The sequence below is a fragment of the Halomonas sp. Cn5-12 genome, from assembly GCF_021532545.1.
GTDB lineage: Bacteria > Pseudomonadota > Gammaproteobacteria > Pseudomonadales > Halomonadaceae > Vreelandella > Vreelandella aquamarina.
The window spans coordinates 1-18,918 of sequence record NZ_JAKGAY010000030.1 but is presented as its reverse complement, the minus strand read 5'-3'; the positions used below and the strand labels follow the sequence as shown (position 1 = coordinate 18,918).

At 57.1% G+C, this 18,918-nt stretch carries 17 protein-coding genes; 5 read left to right on the top strand and 12 right to left on the bottom strand.

Going from position 1 to position 18,918, the window contains the following annotated elements:
- Window positions 1-73: 73 nt before the first annotated feature.
- On the top strand, window positions 74-388 hold the full coding sequence (locus tag L1249_RS14020) for a high-potential iron-sulfur protein (RefSeq protein ID WP_044628485.1): 315 nt from the start codon (window positions 74-76) through the stop codon (window positions 386-388).
- Window positions 389-464: 76 nt separating this feature from the next.
- Here the strand turns inward: L1249_RS14020 and L1249_RS14015 are convergent, their stop codons facing one another.
- From L1249_RS14015 to L1249_RS13995, 5 genes are all read right to left on the bottom strand, one after another.
- A complete protein-coding gene (locus L1249_RS14015) occupies window positions 465-2,027 on the bottom strand; it encodes a SpoVR family protein (protein ID WP_235253645.1) in 1,563 nt (520 codons plus the stop codon).
- Window positions 2,028-2,047: 20 nt separating this feature from the next.
- A complete protein-coding gene (locus L1249_RS14010; RefSeq protein ID WP_228168552.1) occupies window positions 2,048-3,337 on the bottom strand; it encodes a YeaH/YhbH family protein in 1,290 nt (429 codons plus the stop codon).
- Between the two features lie 69 nt (window positions 3,338-3,406).
- On the bottom strand, window positions 3,407-5,329 hold the full coding sequence (locus tag L1249_RS14005) for a PrkA family serine protein kinase (RefSeq protein ID WP_044628482.1): 1,923 nt from the start codon (window positions 5,327-5,329) through the stop codon (window positions 3,407-3,409).
- Between the two features lie 271 nt (window positions 5,330-5,600).
- The gene (locus L1249_RS14000; RefSeq protein WP_228168551.1) at window positions 5,601-6,653 is read right to left on the bottom strand and encodes a threonine aldolase family protein; all 1,053 of its coding nucleotides are present in this window, start codon (window positions 6,651-6,653) and stop codon (window positions 5,601-5,603) included.
- Window positions 6,654-6,792: 139 nt separating this feature from the next.
- The gene (locus L1249_RS13995) at window positions 6,793-8,814 is read right to left on the bottom strand and encodes an NADPH-dependent 2,4-dienoyl-CoA reductase (protein WP_228168550.1); all 2,022 of its coding nucleotides are present in this window, start codon (window positions 8,812-8,814) and stop codon (window positions 6,793-6,795) included.
- A gap of 231 nt (window positions 8,815-9,045) precedes the next feature.
- Here L1249_RS13995 and L1249_RS13990 point away from each other — a divergent pair, with 231 nt between their 5' ends.
- Window positions 9,046-9,963, top strand: coding sequence for a DMT family transporter (locus L1249_RS13990; protein WP_228168549.1), 918 nt, complete (start codon window positions 9,046-9,048; stop codon window positions 9,961-9,963).
- A 43-nt stretch (window positions 9,964-10,006) separates the two neighbouring features.
- Window positions 10,007-11,575, top strand: coding sequence for a bifunctional GNAT family N-acetyltransferase/carbon-nitrogen hydrolase family protein (locus tag L1249_RS13985; protein WP_058577100.1), 1,569 nt, complete (start codon window positions 10,007-10,009; stop codon window positions 11,573-11,575).
- Window positions 11,576-11,700: 125 nt separating this feature from the next.
- Here L1249_RS13985 and L1249_RS13980 read toward each other — a convergent pair whose 3' ends face one another.
- From L1249_RS13980 to L1249_RS13965, 4 genes are all read right to left on the bottom strand, one after another.
- Complete coding sequence (locus tag L1249_RS13980) at window positions 11,701-12,003, bottom strand: MGMT family protein (RefSeq protein ID WP_139526785.1); 303 nt, start codon at window positions 12,001-12,003, stop codon at window positions 11,701-11,703.
- Window positions 12,004-12,032: 29 nt separating this feature from the next.
- The gene (locus L1249_RS13975) at window positions 12,033-12,641 is read right to left on the bottom strand and encodes an FMN-dependent NADH-azoreductase (protein WP_054641068.1); all 609 of its coding nucleotides are present in this window, start codon (window positions 12,639-12,641) and stop codon (window positions 12,033-12,035) included.
- A 188-nt stretch (window positions 12,642-12,829) separates the two neighbouring features.
- Window positions 12,830-14,281, bottom strand: a complete 1,452-nt coding sequence (locus L1249_RS13970) for an alanine/glycine:cation symporter family protein (protein ID WP_058577102.1) — start codon at window positions 14,279-14,281, stop codon at window positions 12,830-12,832.
- A gap of 105 nt (window positions 14,282-14,386) precedes the next feature.
- The gene (locus L1249_RS13965; RefSeq protein ID WP_058577103.1) at window positions 14,387-15,250 is read right to left on the bottom strand and encodes a LysR substrate-binding domain-containing protein; all 864 of its coding nucleotides are present in this window, start codon (window positions 15,248-15,250) and stop codon (window positions 14,387-14,389) included.
- Window positions 15,251-15,376: 126 nt separating this feature from the next.
- On the opposite strand from L1249_RS13965, the gene L1249_RS13960 reads away from it, so the two are divergent.
- Window positions 15,377-16,552 carry a TauD/TfdA family dioxygenase gene (locus L1249_RS13960; protein WP_058577109.1) on the top strand — a complete coding sequence of 392 codons (1,176 nt, stop codon included), beginning with the start codon at window positions 15,377-15,379 and terminating at the stop codon, window positions 16,550-16,552.
- Between the two features lie 32 nt (window positions 16,553-16,584).
- Window positions 16,585-17,523, top strand: a complete 939-nt coding sequence (locus L1249_RS13955) for an ABC transporter substrate-binding protein (protein ID WP_058577104.1) — start codon at window positions 16,585-16,587, stop codon at window positions 17,521-17,523.
- Here the strand turns inward: L1249_RS13955 and L1249_RS13950 are convergent.
- The 3 genes from L1249_RS13950 to L1249_RS13940 form a co-directional block, all read right to left on the bottom strand.
- Window positions 17,501-17,761: a hypothetical protein gene (locus L1249_RS13950; RefSeq protein WP_058577105.1), complete on the bottom strand. Its 261-nt coding sequence runs from the start codon at window positions 17,759-17,761 to the stop codon at window positions 17,501-17,503. The two genes, L1249_RS13955 and L1249_RS13950, sit on opposite strands and share 23 nt — an antisense overlap.
- Before the next feature lie 84 nt (window positions 17,762-17,845).
- On the bottom strand, window positions 17,846-18,274 hold the full coding sequence (locus L1249_RS13945; protein ID WP_058577106.1) for a secondary thiamine-phosphate synthase enzyme YjbQ: 429 nt from the start codon (window positions 18,272-18,274) through the stop codon (window positions 17,846-17,848).
- 198 nt (window positions 18,275-18,472) lie between these two features.
- On the bottom strand, window positions 18,473-18,918 hold a 446-nt coding region (locus tag L1249_RS13940), incomplete at its 5' end, for an RNA-guided endonuclease InsQ/TnpB family protein (protein ID WP_235253644.1).

Sequence of the window (18,918 nt, the reverse complement as noted above, 5' to 3'; positions counted from 1 at the left end):
TCGGAGTATTAAGAGGTGGATCACCACCCGACAACCGTAGCAAAACGTCAGACCGTGACGATAAGGAGACACCATGGCTAATCAGAGCCGTCGTAAGTTCATGCGTAACAGTGTGCTGGGCCTCGCTGCCCTACCGTTTGGTGCTGGCATTCTGTCGAAGAGTGCTTTTGCTCAGGAACTGCCGCGTCTGGATCCGTCCTCTCCTACTGCTCAGGCGCTTAACTACGTCGAAGTGGCCAGCGATGCGAGTGACCATCCCGCTTATGAAGAGGGCGAACTCTGCTCTAACTGCATGTTCTTCAATGCAGATACCGAAGGTTGCCAGCTCTTCCCAGAAAACAGCGTTGCACCGGAAGGCTGGTGCCAATCGTGGACGGCCAAAGCGTAAGCAACCCCCAAGGTGTAAGCAAACCTTAGGCTACTGCGATATCCATGACCCCGCACCCTGCGCGGGGTCACTGCTTTTAGCCAGCCCCTTTGCTCTCTTCCTCTACCGGCCAGTGATAACGGCGGGTGACTTTCCCATCTTCCATGGATACCAAGTGTACAGGGAAGCCCCATAGCTGCTGTAAATGGCGAATCACCGGATAGACACTTCTCCCCAGTGGCCGACGACTATCCTGAATGTGATGCAGCGTTAATGAGCGATCACCGCGAATGGCAGCTTCTACCACCTGAATATTCGGCTCACGCACCGACAGAGCATATTGGCTTGAAAGCGCTTCACGTATGCGTTTGTAGCCACGGTCATCGTGAATAGCAGCAACCTCAAGCATCTCTACCTGGTCGTCATCGACAATTAAAAACAGCTTTAAGTCGCGAATCACCTTAGGTGACAAGAACTGCTGTATGAAGGATTCATCCTTAAAGTTGCGCATCGCGAACTCAAGGGTTTCCCGCCAGGGGCTACCTGCAATATCGGGAAACCACTCGCGGTCTTCAGCCGTCGGCGCTTCGCAAATACGCTTAATATCCATGAAGATGGCAAACCCCAGCGCGTAAGGATTAAGGCCACTATAATAAGGGCTATCAAACCCTGGCTGGTTGATCACCGCCGCGTGGGACTGTAAGAACTCCAGCATTAGTCCCTCATCTACCTTGCCCTCATCGTAAAGCCGGTTCATCAGCGTGTAGTGCCAAAAACACGCCCACCCCTCGTTCATGACCTGGGTTTGCCGCTGTGGGTAAAAGTACTGGGCCAACTTACGCACGATACGCACGATTTCACGCTGCCAAGGGGTCAGCAACGGTGCGTTCTTCTCGATAAAATAGAGCAAGTTTTCTTGTGGTTCTGAGGGGTAGCAGCCGCCGCTATGCAGGCCTAGCGGGTCATCATCGCTGTGCAGGCTTCCCGGGAGCGGCGCGACGCCAGCTGGCGGCTCGGGGATCGTTCGCCACAACATGTTGACCTGGGTTTGCAGGTACGCTTCGCGCTCGTCTTGGCGTTTGGCCTCCTCCTCTGCCGAGATGGGTGATGGCCGCTTGTAGCGGTCTACCCCGTAGTTTTGTAGCGCATGGCAGGCATCCAAAAGTTGCTCGACGGCGTGCACGCCGTGGCGCTCTTCACACTGGGCGATGTATTTGCGAGCGAACACGAGGTAATCGACGATGGATTCCGCATCGGTCCACGTGCGGAATAGGTAGTTGCCCTTGAAGAAGGAGTTATGACCGTAGCAGGCGTGGGCAATCACTAACACCTGCATCATCAGGGTATTCTCCTCCATCAGGTACGCAATGCAGGGGTTGGAGTTGATGACCAGCTCATAGGCAAGCCCCATTTGTCCACGTTTGTAGGCCTGCTCCACAGAGAGAAACTGCTTACCGAATGACCAGTGGTGATATCCCACTGGCATACCGACGCTGGCGTAGGCATCCATCATTTGCTCGGTGGTAATCACCTCAATTTGATTGGGATAGGTATCCAGCCGATACTCATCGGCGAGCCTAGCAAGCTCCTCATCAAAACGCTCCAGCACGCTGAAATTCCAGTCCGACCCAGTGGCAATGGGCTTGCGGTTTACACTCATGGCGCACTCCTCGACTCGCACTACCGCTCTTGGCTCATGCGGCGCTTGAATAGCTCACGAAAAACCGGGTAGATATCGCCCGCATCGACGATCTGGCGCATGGCAAACCGCTCGGGAAACTGTGCTGCTACGGTTTCGTACTCGTGCCACAACGACTGATGATCGTGCGGGGTAATCTCCACGTAGGCGTAGTACTGCAGTTGAGGCATCAACTGCTTCACCAACAGATCACGGCAGATATTGGAATCATCGTCCCAGTTGTCGCCATCGGAGGCCTGGGCCACGTAGAGATTCCATTGCCCGGCGGGGTAGCGTTTTTCGATGATCTTGTTGACCAGGTTCAGCGCGCTGGAGACGATGGTGCCGCCGGTTTCTCGCGAGTAAAAGAACTCCTCTTCATTCACCTCTCTAGCAGCCGTATGGTGGCGCACGAACACTAGCTCGACTTTCTCGTAATGCTTTTCTAAAAAAAGATAGAGCAGTAAGAAAAACCGTTTGGCGATGTCTTTATGGTTCTGTGTCATGGAGCCCGACACGTCCATGACACAAAACATCACCGCTTGGCTCGATGGTTGCGGCTGGGCGGCGAGCTGGTGATAGCGCAAATCGTAGGTATCGATGAAGGGAATGGCGTCGATGCGCTTCTCCAGCCGCTCGATCTCGGCTTTGAGCTCCACGATACGCGCCGGGTTACGCAGCACCGGGTCTTTGCGCTCCTCGGCCGCTAGCGCCTCTTGCGCCTCTTTCAAAGCACGTTTGATGGGCGCGCGCATGGCGATGCGCCGTGCATAAGCCTCGCGCATCGATCGGGTAATACTGATGCGTGACGGCACCCCATCTCGCGCAAGCCCTGCCCGCACCATTTTGATCTCTTCCAACGACTTGAGCGGCTTGCGCTGTAAATGGGGAAGCTCCAAGCCATCGAAGACGAACTCCAGAAACTCCTCGCGGCTAAGGGTAAACGCAAACTCGTCGTTCCCCTCTCCTTGGTTAGAAGCGCCGCCTTCCCCGGCACCGCCACCACCCCCTTGGCCGCTAGGTCGACGGATTTTGTCACCTTCCAAAAACTCCTTATTACCCGGCGCGACGATGTTGCGTGCCCCGCCCGGCCCGTGCTGAAACACGGGTTCGGAAATGTCCTTGGTGGGAATCGATATTTTCTCGCCGCGCTCCATGTCGGTGATGGAGCGGCGGTTGACCGCCTCCTCCACCGAGCGCTTGATGTGCTTGCGGTAACGCTCCAAAAAGCGCTGCCGATTGACCGCGCTTTTATGCTTAGCGTTAGGTCTACGATCAATAAAGTAGGTCATTCGACCTCCTCAACACCTCGATCTTAAGCGCCGAACCGTGGCGCTCTTGTATGCGGGCCAAGCAGCCCGCTACTGAGACTTACGCACGCGCAGGTACCATTCGGAGAGCAGCCGCACCTGTTTCTCGGTATAGCCACGGTCCACCATGCGCGCCACGAAATCCTCGTGCTTTTTTTGATCCGACTTCGACGCTTTGGCGTTGAACGAGATCACCGGCAACAGCTCTTCGGTGTTGGCAAACATCTTGTGTTCGATGACGCCTTTCAGCTTCTCATACGACTGCCAGCTAGGGTTCATACCGTTGTTTTGCGCCCGCGCCCGCAACACGAAGTTCACCACTTCATGGCGGAAATCTTTCGGGTTGGAGATACCCGCCGGTTTCTCGATCTTCTCGAGTTCCTCGTTCAGCGATTGGCGGTTGAGCAGCTCGCCGGTTTCAGGGTCACGGTACTCCTGGTCTTGAATCCAGAAGTCGGCATAGGTCACATAGCGGTCAAAGATGTTCTGACCGTACTCGCTGTAAGACTCGAGATACGCGGTCTGAATCTCTTTGCCGATGAAGTCCACGTAACGCGGGGCCAAAAACTCCTTGATGAAGCCCAAGTAGCGCTCGAATACTTCGGACGGCAGCTGCTCGCGCTCCAGCGCCTGCTCCAGCACGTACAGCAGATGCACCGGGTTGGCCGCGACTTCGGTACTATCGAAGTTGAACACCTTGGAGAGAATTTTGAAGGCAAAGCGGGTCGAGAGCCCTTGCATACCTTCATCGACCCCAGCCGCATCGCGGTACTCTTGAATCGACTTGGCGCGTGGGTCGGTGTCCTTCAGGTTCTCCCCGTCATACACCCGCATTTTGGAGTAGATACTGGAGTTCTCCGGCACCTTGAGCCGCGACAGCACTGAGAACTGCGCCAGCATGCGCAGCGTATCCGGCGCGCAGGGCGCGGCGCTGAGGGAGGAGTCTTCCAACAGCTTTTGATAGATCTTGATCTCTTCCGACACCCGCAGGCAGTAGGGTACTTTGACGATATAGACACGATCCAGAAACGCCTCGTTATTGCGGTTGTTACGAAACGCCTGCCATTCGGACTCGTTGGAGTGGGCCAGAATCACGCCATCGAAAGGAATCGCGCCCATGCCCTCGGTAGGATTGTAGTTGCCCTCTTGGGTAGCGGTCAGCAGCGGGTGGAGCACCTTGATGGGAGCCTTGAACATCTCCACAAACTCCATCAGCCCCTGGTTGGCACGGCACAGCCCGCCGGAGAAGCTGTAGGCATCCGGATCGTCTTGGGAGTAAAGCTCCAGCTGACGAATATCGACTTTGCCGACCAGCGATGAGATATCCTGATTGTTCTCATCCCCCGGCTCAGTTTTGGAGATGGCAATTTGATTCAGCCGCGATGGGTAGAGGCGCACCACCCGGAACTGGGAAATATCACCACCGTACTCTTTTAAGCGTTTAGCCGCCCAGGGCGACATCACGCTGCGCAGGTAGCGCCCGGGAATGCCGTACTCCTGCTCCAGCAGCTCACCATCCTCTTCCGGTGAGAACAGTCCAAGCGGCGATTCATAGACCGGCGATCCTTTGATGGCATAGAAGGGAATGCGCTCCATCAATAGCTTCAGGCGCTCGGCCAGTGACGATTTACCGCCACCGACCGGCCCCAGTAGATAAAGAATCTGCTTGCGCTCTTCCAAGCCTTGGGCCGCGTGGCGGAAGTACGCCACAATCTGCTCAATGGCTTCTTCCATCCCATGAAACTCGGCGAAAGCGGGATAGCGGCGGATCACCTTATTCGAGAAAATACGTGATAGACGCGGGTCTTTCGCCGTGTCGATCACTTCAGGCTCGCCTATCGCTTCCAGCATGCGCTCGGCAGCGCTGGCATACACCTTGGGGTCACGGCGACAAAGCGCCAAGTACTCCTCAAGGCTCATGTCCTCTTGCTGAACGCGGGCAAATCGGTCTTGAACGTGATCAAAGATGCTCATGGAACTCTCCTGTGGCCCATCCCCAGCGCAACCGCCAAGCCAATACCCCAGACGGTGTGCTATTCGAGGTGTCGCTCTATCAGCGTAGTCAGCATTAGCAAAAAGTGATGACTAAACCTTCAACGCAGCGCTGTTAACGATATGAGCACAGCAACAGGGGGTTAGTTGCGTGAAATATTGTGGCACCCCCACAACGCAACGCGCCGCCTGAGAAGGCGGCGCTTGAGAGCTCAACGTCAGAGCAGTTTTTAGCTTTTAGCAGCGGTATTGCTCAAGCACGAACGTCAAGCACAGCTTTCACATCGGCCAATAGCTGATCGAGCAATTCAACGGTGGTGTTCCAAGCGCAGACGAACCGCGCTCCGCCGGCACCGATGAAGGTATAAAAGGTCCATCCTTTGGCTTTCAACGCTTCGATGGCGTGAGGTGGCAATTCAACGAACACGCTGTTGGCTTGAGTGGGGAACATCAGCGAAACGCCGGGCAACGCCTGTAGCCCTTCCGATAGATAACGCGCCATGGCATTGGCATGTTCGGCATTGGTTAGCCAAGCACCGCTTTCCAGCAGGCCCAGCCACGGCGCAGAGACATAGCGCATTTTCGATGCTAGCTGCCCCGCCTGCTTGCATCGGTAGGAGAAGTCTTCCGCCAGCTCGCGGTTGAAGAACAGGATTGCCTCGCCAAACGCCAAGCCGTTCTTGGTGCCCGAGAAACACAGTGCATCGACGCCCACTTGCCATGTCAGCTCTGCTGGCGATGCATTGAGGCTTGCACAAGCATTGGCAAAGCGTGCACCGTCCATGTGCAGCCGAAGGTCATGCTTATCTGCCATGGCGCGAATGGCCAGCAGCTCTTCGCGGGAGTACACAGTGCCCACTTCGGTGGCTTGAGTGAGCGATACCACCTTCGGTTTTGGGTAGTGGATATCGCTGCGCTTGGTCACTAGCGCTTCAATCCCTTGCGGCGTGAGTTTGCCGTTCGCTCCCGGCGAGGTCAGCAGCTTGGCACCGTTGGAGAAGAACTCCGGCCCACCGCACTCATCGGTTTCAATATGCGCCAGCTCATGGCAAATCACGCTGTGGTAGCTGCGCCCCATCGCGGAAAGCGCCAGTGAATTGGCAGCGGTGCCGTTGAACACGAAGAACACATCGCAATCGTAGTCGAACATCTGACGAAAGCGGTCGGCGGCACGGGCAGTCCAGCGGTCATTGCCGTAGGCCAGGTCATCGGCCTGATTGGCTTCCATCAGGTACTGCATCGCTTCCGGGCAAATACCCGAGGTGTTGTCACTGGCTAAAAATCGTGGGGTACACTCCGAGGGCATGACGATAATCCTTTTGTCTGACGGTCGTGCGGCGCAGGCTGGGTGCCACCCGCGCCTTAAATCCCTAACGTGGCTTAGTAGTTAGGGTGATCCATCAGTCTATCGCCATTTTAGTGTTAACGTCACGCCCTCACGCGAGTTAAAGCGAGGCCGCCAGCCGGGTGCCTTGATCAATAGCGCGCTTGGCATCCAGCTCGGCCGCTTCATCTGCGCCGCCAATCACATGCACGCGGCTACCCGCTTGGGCCAGCGGCGAAATCAAGTCGCGTACCGACTCTTGGCCTGCGCACACCACAATGGTGTCCACCTCGACCACCTGCTCTTGCCCTTCGCGGCGGATGTGTAAGCCCGCATCGTCGATGCGCACATACTCGCAGCCGGTCAGTGTTTCTACGCCACGCTGCTTTAACGAGGCACGATGCACCCAACCCGTGGTTTTACCCAGGTTTTTGCCTGGCTTAGAGCTTTTTCGCTGCAGCATCACAATGCTGCGCGGTGAACGTGGCGGCTGCGGTGCTTTCAAACCGCCCCGCTCGCCCACTGCTAAATCGACGCCCCACTCATCGCACCATGCGGCCACCTCCATGGTGGGGTGCCCCTCGTGGGAAAGCAGCTCCGAAACATCAAAACCAATGCCGCCTGCCCCAATCACCGCCACGCGCTTGCCTACTCGTTCAGGCTGCTCAATGGCGTCTGCATAGCTCAGCACGCTGGGGTGGTCGGCTCCTGGTAACGCCAGTTCACGGGGCACCACCCCCGTGGCAATCACGATTTCGTCAAAATCTGCCAAGGCGCCTACAGTGGCTTCGGTGTTTAAGCGCACGTCCACCGCGTGCTTTTCGAGCATGACGCGGAAGTAGCGCAGAGTTTCGTTAAACTCTTCTTTACCGGGGATTTTACGAGCGTAGTTAAACTGCCCACCCAACTCGCTGCGCCGCTCAAAGAGCACCACGGCATGCCCACGACTGGCCGCCGCTACTGCTGTGGCAAGCCCCGCTGGGCCGCCGCCGACCACCGCTACCCGCTTAGGTGTTTGCGCAGGCGCCAGGGTAATCTCGGTTTCGTGGCAGGCACGGGGGTTGACCAAGCAGGAAGTCAGCTTGCCCATAAAGGTGTGATCCAAGCAGGCCTGGTTACAGGCGATGCAGGTATTGATCTCCTTCGCCAAGCCCGCCTCGGCTTTACGCACCCACTCAGGGTCAGCCAAAAACGGACGCGCCATCGACACCATATCCGCATGGCCCTCGGCCAGTACGCGCTCGGCCACCTCCGGCATATTGATGCGGTTGGTGGTAATCAGCGGAATCGACAGCGCCGCGCGAATCCGGCGGGTGACTTCGGTAAACGCGGCCCGGGGCACGCTGGTCACGATGGTCGGCACCCGTGCCTCGTGCCAGCCAATGCCGGTATTGATGACGTTCGCGCCAGCGGCTTCAATGGCCTGGCCCAGTTGTACGACCTCTTCCCAGGAGCTGCCCTCTTCCACCAGATCAATCATCGACAGGCGGAAGATCAGCAGGAAGCGCTCGCCAACCGCTTGGCGAATACGCTTGACGATCTCGACAGGGAAACGCATACGCCGCTCAAAATCGCCGCCCCAGTCGTCGTCACGCTGGTTGGTGCGGCGGCAAATAAACTGGTTGATCAAATAGCCTTCCGAGCCCATGACCTCTACGCCGTCGTAGCCCGCCTGCTGGGCGAGCGTAGCGCAGCGAACATAGTCGGCAATCTGCTGCTCTACCTCTTCACTGGAGAGCGCTCGGGGGGTGAACGGGTTGATGGGGGCTTGCAGCGCCGAGGGGGCCACCAGCTCTGGTGAGTAAGCGTAGCGCCCGGCATGCAAAATTTGCATGCATAGGTGCCCACCGGCGGCATGTACCGCGTCGACAACGTGGCGGTGCTCCGCCACTTGAGACTCCTCTGTCAGCGCGTTGGCACCTTGAAAAACCGCCCCTTCGGCATTGGGCGCAATGCCACCCGTCACAATCAAGCTTACCCCTGCACGCGCGCGCTCTGCATAGAACGCTGCCAAGCGCTCAAAGCCATTCGGCGCTTCTTCTAAATTGGTGTGCATGGACCCCATCAATACGCGGTTAGGCAGCGTTAAATGTCCCACGGTTAATGGACGAAATAGGTGCGGATAAGCTGGCGCTTGGTGCATCACGGTGCTCCTTCACTGTTATTAGTACGGCAAGCAGTCAATGGCTTGCCACTCACATTCAAACAAGCGTATGACATGGCGCTGGCTACGTACAGACTTTTACCACGCAACTGTATCGCCTTTTTATCCAGACGATAGTCACTATATCGACTACTTTCCCCCTTGCCCCTGGCGGCAAAGCGCGTCACATTAATCGGCTAACGATCAGGGATTGAATCTAGGGAATGTGCTATGCCATTGATTTACTTTTTACCGCCGCTGGCCACCGTACTGATATGGTCCGGCAATATGACCATCAACCAGCTTTCGGTAGATGCCATTGCTCCTAGCAGTATCGCGTTTTTACGCTGGCTGCTCGCCCTCGTCGTCATGACTCCTTTTGTGCTGCCGGCCGTACTGCGTCACAAAGGTGAGATCGTGCGTAACTGGCCAAAGCTAGCTCTGCTAGGGCTTTTAGGGATGGGGCTATGGCAGGGGCTGGCTTATGTCGCTGCTGAAACTACCACCGCCACCAATATGGGCATTCTTGCAGCAATGGTGCCGCTGCTCACGGTGCTATTGAGCGCGCTAATTTTGAAGGAACCACCCACATTAGGCGGCGTCGTAGGCGGCGTGCTCGCCTTTATCGGCGTCACCGTGCTGCTGGGCCGCGGCAACCCACTTTCTCTGCTGCAGTTAGAGGTGGCGCAGGGCGACGCGTTAATGGTGGTCGCCGCCACCTGCTATGCGCTTTATGGCGTGATGCTCAAACGCTGGGCGATGAATCTGCCTCCTTGGGTCATGCTCTATGCCCAGGTCTGTTTTGCCGTGTTGTTCTTGCTGCCACCCTACTTGATGGGCCCCATGACGCCGGTGGATGGGAAGAACGTTTGGCTGATCTTGTACGCAGGCATTCCTGCTTCCGTTATTACCACGTTCTTGTGGATGCGAGCAGTCCGCCAAATCGGCGCTAACCAGTCGAGTATCTTTATCAACCTGATGCCGCTATTTAGCGCGCTGATTGCCATGGCGTTACTGGGTGAACAGGTATCGGGGTTCCACTTTATAGGTGGGCTGTTAATCCTTGCCGGGGTGATCATGGCGCAAACGCTGACACGTCCGTTGGTACGCGCGGCAGCCGCCCGTAAAACGCAAAGCGTACAGCAGTGATACAATAGGCCAACTTCATTTTATGAATGGGAACCCCTGACCTATGTCCCTAGAAGACCTGCACCTCAATCTGCGTAACCTCACCAGCGACGACTACGAGCAGCTGAAATCGCTGATGGATGCGGTGTATCACGATATTGGTGGCGCTTGGCCTAAGCACACCATCGATAAGCTGATCCAGGAGTTTCCCGACGGCCAGATTGCCATTGAAGACGACGGCGTACTGGTGGGCGTCGCCCTCACCGTGCAGGTGGATTACGACGAGTTCTCCAACCCGCACAAATACGACGATTTGATCGGCCATCGTGAAATCATCCTGAACGATCCGGAAGGCGATGCCATGTACGGGCTGGATGTACTGATCCACCCAGACTATCGCGGCTACCGCCTGGGCCGCCGCCTATACGAAGCGCGTAAAGAGCTGTGCCGTTCGCTCAACCTGCGGGCTATTTTGGCGGGCGGACGTATTCCCGAGTATCACCAGCACGCCAGCGAGCTAACGCCTGCCCAGTACATCGACAAAGTCTCCCGCAAAGAGATTTACGACCCGATTCTGTCGTTCCAGCTTGCCAACGACTTCCAGGTCAAACGTCTGTTACGCAAGTACCTGCCGGAAGACGAGCAGTCCCGAGGCTACGCCACGCTGTTGGAGTGGAACAATATTCTGTTCGAGCCCGCTGAAAACGTGCTAGACACTCGCCCCACTCAGGTACGCGTGGGCGCGGTGCAGTGGCAAATGCGTGAGTTCGCCTCCGTGGAGGCTGCGCTGCAGCAAATCGAGTATTTCGTCGATGCGTTGTCGGATTATCAGAGCGACTTTGCCGTTTTCCCGGAGCTGTTCACCACGCCACTCATGGGCCTGCAGGATCGCGCCGCGCAGAAAGACCAGACCGCTGCCATCCGCTTTTTGGCGGGCTTCACCGACCGTTTCAAGAGCGAGCTGTCGCGGATGGCGGTGTCCTACAACATCAACATCGTCGGTGGTTCGATGATCGAGGTGGGTGAGGATGACCGTCTTTATAACGTGGCTTACCTGTTCCATCGGGACGGCGAGGTGGAGAAACAGTCCAAGCTGCATATCACCCCGCAGGAGCGGCGCGACTGGGTGATCGAAGGCGGCGACGATCTGCAGGTGTTCGATACCGATGCAGGCCGTGTCGGCATCCTGATCTGCTACGACGTGGAATTCCCGGAACTGGGCCGCCTGCTGGCCGACCAGGACATGGACATTCTGTTCGTGCCGTTCTGGGTCGACACCAAAAATGGCTACCTGCGTGTGCGACACTGCGCTCAGGCGCGGGCTATCGAGAACGAGTGCTACGTGGTCATCTGCGGAAGCGTCGGCAACCTGCCGTCCATCGAGAACCTGGATATCCAGTATGCCCAGTCGGCGGTATTCACCCCCTCCGACTTTGCCTTCCCCCATGACGCAGTGCTGGCCGAAACCACGCCCAACACCGAGATGATCATCTTCTCGGACCTGGACTTGACCCGCCTGACCGTAGTGCGTGCAGAAGGCTCGGTCACCAACCTCAAGGACCGCCGCAAGGATCTCTTCGACCTGCGCTGGCGGGACTGGTCGCTGAAGTCCGGCAGTAGGCAAGAAGACTAACGCTCAACCTGCGACCCACTACGCATAAGTACGCCAACGCCGCCCACCGGGCGGCGTTTTGTCATTCACAAATCGCTATTCACAGCTTTCTATTCACACCTCCCTATTAACCACTCACCCAAGAGCTACTCATCCGGCCACACAAGATGACGCGGCACGCGGCCTTTGGCATCGAACGCGACGCCCTCGGCACGCAGCTTTTCGTGCTGGCGTGCCGCGCCGCCGTGGTCAGCCAGTTTGAGTGACGCGGCAATGACACGATGCCAGGGTAGCTGATGCCCCTCAGGCAAGTGGCGCATGGCCGACCCCACCATGCGCGGCGTTGCTCCTTCGGTCATCTTGGCAATGCGGCCATAGGTCGTCACCCGCCCCGCAGGAATTTGATCGACAATAGTGTAAATCTGTTCGAGCAGTTCCGGGCGTGGCATGACAACCTCGTTTGGCTTATGGCGTTGGTTTAGAGCGCTTCGACAAGCTGATCAATGGCTTGGAAGGCTTCTTTCATCGCGGCATCACGGTGAGCGTCGCCCATGTTCAAACCTTCAGCAAACACCACTTCCACATCGCTAATGCCCATCAGGCCCAACATGGTTTTCAGGTGCGGCGTTTGGCTATCGAACTCGGTGCCCGCGTATTGACCGCCACGAGCGGCCAGAATGATAGCTCGCTTGCCTTCGATCAGCCCCTGGGGGCCGTTTTCAGTGTAGCGAAACGTTTCACCGGCGCGCAGCACGCGGTCAAACCACGCTTTCAGCTGTGACGGAATGCCCAGGTTGTACATCGGCACCGCCAGTACCAGCACGTCGTTAGCGCGCAGCTCTGCCAGCAGCTCATCCGAGTGCGCGGCCAGCGCCTGTTGCTCGGTGGTGCGCTCGTCAGCCGGGGTCTGCCACGCGCCCAGCTCTTCGATGGCAAGGTGCGGCAGCGCGTTGGCAACCACATCGCGGTGGGTAACGGCGACGCCATCACGTGCAGCGGCCTGCTGCTGAAAATGGCTCGCCAGCGCGTTGGACTGGCCGTTGTCGCCGAGGATAGAAGAGGTCACTAACAGGGCACGAGTGGTCATGAAAATTCCTTAAAAACAGAGAGAAGGTTAGGCGCTATTCTACGGCGCTTTTCGGTGAGCAAAAGCGCAACGTTTTCCGATCTACATTCGACAAAATCGAACTATTCACCCATGAAAAAGCCCCACGCGTGGCTGCTTGAATCGCAGCAACGCGTGGGGCAGATGACGACTAGCAAGCAGATACGTGGCTATTTCTTAGTCGGCCAGGCGTTCGGATCTACTTTGTTCGCCAGCTTCGGAAACTGGCTAGGGTCGAAGACCGGTTCTTTACCCGCCTTGAGCTGCGTGTCGTAATCTTTGAACAGCGCAAAGGCAATGGGCGATAGCAGCAGAATCGCCACCAGGTTAATGATCGCCATCATACCCATGGAGAGATCCGCAAAATTCCAGATAGCTCCCAGGCTGGCCACAGAGCCCACCATGATCATGCCCAGCACGGCCAGACGATACAGCATCACCGCCAGGGGTGCCCGGCGGCCAGCCAGGTATTCGATGTTGGACTCACCGTAAGAGTAGTTGGCAATCACGGACGTGAACGCAAACAGCAGAATCGCTACCGCAATGAACATGCCGCCCCATTCGCCCACATGGCTGGAGAGCGCCATCTGGGTCAGCTGGATGCCGTTGCTCTCCTCGCTGGCCAGCAGTTCCGGGCCCGCCATAATGATGATTGCTGCCGTCGCGGTACAGATCACCAGGGTATCCAGAAAAACGCCCAGCATTTGAATAAAACCCTGAGCTGCCGGGTGATCCGGGCGGGTGCTGGCAGTCGCTGCCGCGTTAGGCGCAGAGCCCATACCCGCTTCGTTAGAGAACAAGCCGCGCTGAATACCGTTCATAATCGCTTGGGAAATGGCATAGCCCATCGCACCGCCGGCCGCCTGCTCAATACCAAAAGCGCTCTGCACGATTGTCATGATGGCAGCGGGCAGGTCGCTAATATTCAGCGCCACCACGACCAGCGCCAAGATCAGGTACAGCAGTGCCATCAGCGGCACCACTAACTCGGCCACTTTCGCAATCGACTTCAAGCCGCCGAAAATAATCGGCGCGACGATGGCCATCAAGACTAACCCCATGGCCCAGGTGGGAATGGCGAATGCCTGCTCCATGGCCTGGGCGATGGAGTTGGCCTGTACGCTGTTAAACGCCAACCCAAACGCAATAATCAGGCAGATAGAAAACAGTACCGCCAGCCAGCGCAGCCCCAAGCCGCGTTCGATGTAGCGCGCCGGGCCACCGCGAAAGGTGTTATCGCCATGGTCGGTTTTGTAGGCCTGAGCCAGCGTGGACTCCACAAAGCTGGTCGCCATGCCCACCATGGCGGTCATCCACATCCAGAAAATCGCGCCGGGGCCGCCGAAGTAGATCGCCACCGCAACGCCCGCTAGGTTACCCGTGCCCACCCGCGCGGCGAGACTGGTAGAGAGCGCCTGAAACGAGGAAATACCGCCGTTGGACTGCCGGGAACCGCGCAGCAGCTTGAACATATGTCCGAAATAACGAATTTGAATAGCACGGGTCATGACCGTGAAATAGAGGCCAGCACCGATGAGCAGGTAAATCAGCACACTGCCCCATAACAGCCCATTGCCGCGGTCCACCATCACGGTCAACAGGGGAGGAAGAGTAAAATCCATACCAAACACACCTTTTTTAAAACAAAGAAGGCGCATCATTCTTCACGGTTGCACCAAAATGGCAAGAAAATTGGTGCATTTACTCATTATCAGCAAAAAAACCAATTAAACGGAAGTGGCTAACCAATCCCACACCTCCCCAGCTTCTTCGCTTACCTGCCGCTTACTGGGCCGCACCAGCCAGAAGCGCTCATCGCTGGGCACCTCTACGTTAAACGGCGCCACTAAATCCTGTCGTTGATCCAGCAAACGGCGATGGGTTAACGCCACACCGCCCCCCTGGCTGGCTAATGCCAAGGTCATCACTTGGTTATCGCAGGTAAGCGACAGACACTCGGCCTCCAAATGGGCGATACCCGCCGCCTGCAGCCAGCCGGGCCAACCTACGCCAAAACCTACCGCGTGCAGCAGCGTATGCCCTGCTAGGTCGCTGGGTTTGGTTAACTCACGGGCCAACGCCGGAGTACATACTGGCAGCAGTTGCTCGTCGCCCAGCGGCAGCATCTCTAGTCCACTCCACTCGCCACGGCCATAGCGGATTTCAATGTCCGCCCCTTCCGGGCCAAAGTCGTCAGGCCAGATCGCACTCACCAAACGCAGTAATAGATGGGGCTTTTGCTGATGCAGCGCCACCAGCCGTGGTGCTAGCCAGGATTGCTGAATGACCGGCGTTGCGCGCAGCGTCACTGGTTTTTCACTAGTCATCCCAAATACTTCCGTGGTGCCCTCGCTAATGCGGGAAAACGCATCATGAATGCTAGGCAGCCACGCTTGCCCGGCAGGTGTCAGGGTGAGGCTTCGGGCATGGCGCACAAACAGCTTCTGGCCTAAGCGGTCCTCTAACAACCGAATACGCTGACTGATGGCCGCCTGGGTAACTCCTAACTCACTACCGGCGGCAGTAAAGCTCAGGGTGCGGGCAGCAGACTCAAAGGCTTGTAGCCATAACAGCGGTGGTAATTGGATCATGAAAAAGCTACCTATAAATAAAACAAAGTCTTTGGGGCCAGATTAATCGTTTGTCACTGCACAGAGGACTCCGCATCCTATATAGAAGCATTCAACAACATGTCATCAACCTACAGCGAGGCCTTTATGACCAGCGCACTAGCAGCGACGGAAAAGCGTTCAGCCCCTCAAATGAGTGAACTCACGCCTTATGAACACGGCCCGGCACTCAGCGATGCCACGCTCACCGACAGCAGCCTTGCGCTGACCTGGGAAGACAGCACTCACACAACGCTGCCACTGCTATGGCTGCGCGACCACTGCGCCTGCGCCCAGTGTCGCCATCCGCAAACCCGCGAGCGCCTCTACCTACCGTTAGACGATATCGAACAGGCACCCAGCGTTACCCTGGCAGATGGTCACCTCTATTTACAGTGGCAGGATGGTCATGTGAGCGCCTTTCATAGCGGCTGGCTGTACCAGCGCCGCCCTGAGGCGACGCGCTTTTCTACACTGCCCGCCCCGCAGCCGTGGCGCGACGACTTCTTCCCCGAAGGCGTTCGCCACACCGACTTTCTGACCCCAGAAGGCGAGAAAACCTGGCTGACCGCCATGCTACGCGACGGCTTGGCGCTGGTCACCGACGCACCGCTGGTGGAAGAGGAAGTCAGCCGCCTTGCCGAGCGCATTGGCCCGCAACGCGCTACCAACTTTGGCGGGCGCTTTAATGTTCGCTCCAAGCCTAACCCCAACAACGCGGCCTATACCGCTGCCGGTCTACCGCTGCATATCGACTTGCCCAACTGGCAGCAGCCGCCGGATATTCAACTGCTCTACTGCCTGCAAAACGACGCCAGCGGTGGCGAGTCGCTGTTTGCTGATGGTGCCCGAGTGATCAATGCCCTACGCGAACAGGACCCGGAAGCGCTCGTTATTCTCAGCGAAACGCCCATCGATTTTCGCTTTCAGGACGACACCCACGATATCGCCATCAAAGCCCCAGTGATCACCCTAGATAGCCAAGGCGAGCTAGTGGAGATACGCCTTAATAACTGGATACGCGACACCCTCCACCTGCCCGCTGAAAAAATGGCGGCTTGGTACCGCGCTTATAAAGTGCTGTGGCAACTCTTCCACAGCGACGCCCATCAGTTGGAGTTCACCTTAAAACCGGGCCAGATGGTGGCGTTCGATAATCGTCGCGTGCTTCACGGCCGCCGGGAGTTCGATCCCAATAGCGGTGCTCGCCATCTTCAGGGAACCTATCTAGACCGCGACATGCTGGCTTCGCGCCTGCGTGTTCTCGCTCGTACCGCCGCGTAATCACAATAACCTAAGCAAGGAGATCCTCTTCCATGACGCGCTTAACCCGTCCACTCGTTTCTACGATTGCCCTAAGCTTGGCAGGCGTTACCACCCAAGCCGCCCTTGCCGATGACGCCACGCTCGATTTCGGCGTCCCGGCCTGGCCCGGTATTACGGTAAAAACCGAAATTGCTGAGCAGCTCCTTAATCCGTTGGGCTACGACACTCAAACCCACGAAATCGGCCTGCAGGTGATCTACCAAGGCATGGAGAGTGGCGACGTCGACGCCTTTTTAGGCGCTTGGCTACCCGCACAAAAAGAGATGTTCGAACCGCGCAAAGCCTCTGGCGTGCTTACCGATGTCGCCAACAACGTCGATGGCGCTCAGATGACGCTGGCCGTACCGACGTACCTGCATGAGCGCGGCATTCAAAGCTTCGCGGATTTAGATGAACACCGTGATGAGTTCAACAGCCAAATTCATGGCTTTGGCGCAGGGTCGGCGGCGAGCGAGATTCTCCATAACGCGATTGATAACGACACTTGGGGACTGGGCGACTGGAGCTTAGTGGATACCAGCGAAGTGGGCATGCTCTCCGCCGCTCAAGATGCGATTTCCAGAGAAGAGGCCATTGTGTGGGTCGGTTGGACGCCCCACTGGATGAACCTTGAGCTGCCCATGCGCTACCTGGAAGACCCGGAAAACCTGTTCGGTGAGAACAACGGCGAAAGCGACGTACGCACCCTACTGCGCAGCGACTACGCCGATGCCCACCCGGCGCTGGTTACCTTCTTTGAGCAGTTTAGCTTTACCGCCGACGAGCAGAGCTGGATGATCCAAGCCTTTGGCCAAGAGGAGCGTGACCTTGCCGAGGTGGCCCAGCAGTGGATCAACGACCACCCCGAGCGCGTGGAAGCCATGCTGGCCGATGTGACGACCACCGAGGGTGACGCTGCCTGGCCTGTCATTGAAGCGCGTCTACAATAACGCGTTCGTTCACCCCACCGCCGCAGTGGCGTATGCTATGTTCTTCTCTTTGCTGATTCGGGATACGCTCACCAGCACTGTGTCTGCGGGGTCGATAGCCAGGGGTTTTTACACCGATCATACGCAGGTACTCCTCTGCCGAGTAGGTCGGCACAATCACCCCTTGGCAGCGATTAGAAAAGTGTTTGATCAGGTAGTGAGAAATCAGATTGCGAAACAGCGCACCCGGTAGCGGCACAAAATGAGCATAGTGCTCCAGCCGGGTAGCGAGGCACCAGCAGCTGGGGCGCTTATCTCAAAAAAGTCATTCAATGGACTGCCACTAGGGCGCAGTACAGCCGTTCAATGTGGCCAGTAAGCGGCGCGAACCACCCTGTTCACGGTGCTCACCTAACCACACCCCTTGCCAGGTGCCAAGGGCTAAGCGGCCATCGCGTACCGCAAGGCTAAGCTGAGTGCCTAGCAGGCTAGAGGCCACATGGGCAGGCATGTCATCAGGGCCTTCTAAGGTATGCTGGAAGTAGCTCAGCCCTTCGGGCACTAAGCGGCGAATAAAGGCATCCAAATCATGACGAACATCTGGGTCGGTGTTTTCATTGAGCGTTAACGAGGCGGAAGTGTGCATCAGCTGTAAATGCAGCAGCCCTTGGTGGCACTCTGCCAAACAGGGCAGCGCCCTGGCAATCTCATCGGTAATCAGGTGAAAGCCCCGAGGCATTTCCGGCAAGTGAATCTCTTGTTGATGCCACATAATCACTCCTTTGTTATCAGCATTGTTAAGAGGATACGGTAACAGACATACCATAGCCTATTTCCTTGGCCTGCCGTATCGCGCCCAACGGGAACCATGACACGCAGTGACCCACACTGATAGATTTAACGTTTATTGTTCACGTGCAAGGAGCAAGATGTTGACTGCTCCCCTCCCTAAAGGAAGGGGATTCCCAATTCACCGAGAACAGGACATGGAGACTGACCCCATGCCGCTTACACTCTCTCCAAGGGCTAACACCGCCAGCCCGGCGGCTTTAATGTTGGTTGCGGCGTTGTGGTCGCGGTCATGGTTTGCGCCACATTCGGGGCAGTTCCATTTCCTGACCGTCAACGGCAGCGACGACAAGGTGTGCCCACAACCCGAACAGCGTTTGGAGCTGGGGAACCACTGGTCGATAGCGACCAGTGAGCGCCCGGCCCACTCTGCCTTGTACGCCAGTTGGCGCACGAAGTCGCCCCAACCGGCGTCGGCAATGGCTTTGCTCAGTTTCGGATTGCGGATCATGTTTTTCACTTTCAGGGATTCGACACAGATCACTTGGTTCTCGTTAATCAATCTGCGGGACAATTTGTGCAAATTGTCCTGTCGGCAATCGGAGATTTTGGCGTGAAGTTTCGCCA